At 65.2% G+C, this 1105-nt stretch carries 1 protein-coding gene; it reads right to left on the reverse strand.

Annotation, left to right across the window (positions count from 1 at the left end; all coding sequences use genetic code 11):
- Positions 1-998: PLP-dependent transferase (locus tag AC1D1P_RS24000; RefSeq protein WP_477674741.1), on the reverse strand; the 998-nt coding region annotated here is incomplete at its 3' end.
- Positions 999-1105: the final 107 nt, after the last annotated feature.

Genomic DNA, 1105 nt, shown 5'->3' on the forward strand with positions numbered 1-1105 from the left:
AAGCGGTCCACCCGGTCCTGCGTGAACTCCGGCTTGAAGACGGCACTCATCAGGCAGGCGGCGCCCCTGCTGTCGCGCTTCCAGGTTTCATGGCCAGGCGAGCCGGGCAAGGCCGGGTGCAGCACGGCCGCGATTTGCGGCCGGGTTTGCAGCCAGCCGGCCAGCTCCCGCGTCGCGGCATCCTGCGCGGCATAACGCAAGGCCATGCTGTTCAGGCCGCGCAACACCAGTTCAGCATCGTTGCCGCCTATGCCGTAGCCGACGCGCATGTGGCAAAAGTGAACCAGATGATGCAGCGCCTCGTCGCGCGTGACGACGGAGCCCATCAGCACATCGGCACCGCCGCTGGGGTATTTGGTCAGGGCCTGGACCGAAATATCGAGCCCCAGGTCAAATGCATTGAAAGCCAGGCCGGCGCCCCAGGTGTTGTCGAGCGCGGTCACGATGCCGGCGGGGTGGGCATTCTGGTGCGCCTTGATGGTGGCGACCAGCGCCGGCATGTCGGGAAACTCCAGCGTGATGGAGCCCGGCGCTTCGATCCACACCAGCCGGGTTTTGGGGCCCAGCTTGGCGGCCAGGTCGGCCGGGTTCATCGCGTCGTAAAAGCGGTGGGTGATGCCCCAGGCGGCCAGCTCGCCCTGCGCGAAGCTCTTGTTCGGCCCGTAGGCATTGTCGGGAATCAGCAGTTCGTCGCCGGCCTTAAGCAGCGCCATGCCAACCAGCACCACTGCCGCCAGGCCACTGGGCACCAGCGTGCAGTATTTGCCCCCTTCCAGGGTGGCGATGCGCTCTTCCAGCGTGAAGGTGGTGGGGGTTCCGTGCAGGCCGTAGGTGTAGCCGGTCTTGTGCTTCCAGTCGCGGCTGCGCAGCGCGGCGACTGTCGGAAAGGCAATGGTGGAGGCCTTGTAGACCCCGGGCGGTATGGCGTCAAACCCGGCGGGGGGCTTGTAGGGGTGGTGGATCAGGGTGGTGGAAATGTCGGATGGAGAATCGCTCATGCAGCGATATTACGGCAGTTTTCCAGCGCTGCTCAACCCTCGTTCGGGGTAATTCGGCCATCCAGGGGACATGGAATTGGCAAGCAGAAAACAACCCTCCGGGCAGC

Source organism: Polaromonas sp. P1_E1_2 (genome assembly GCF_056406035.1).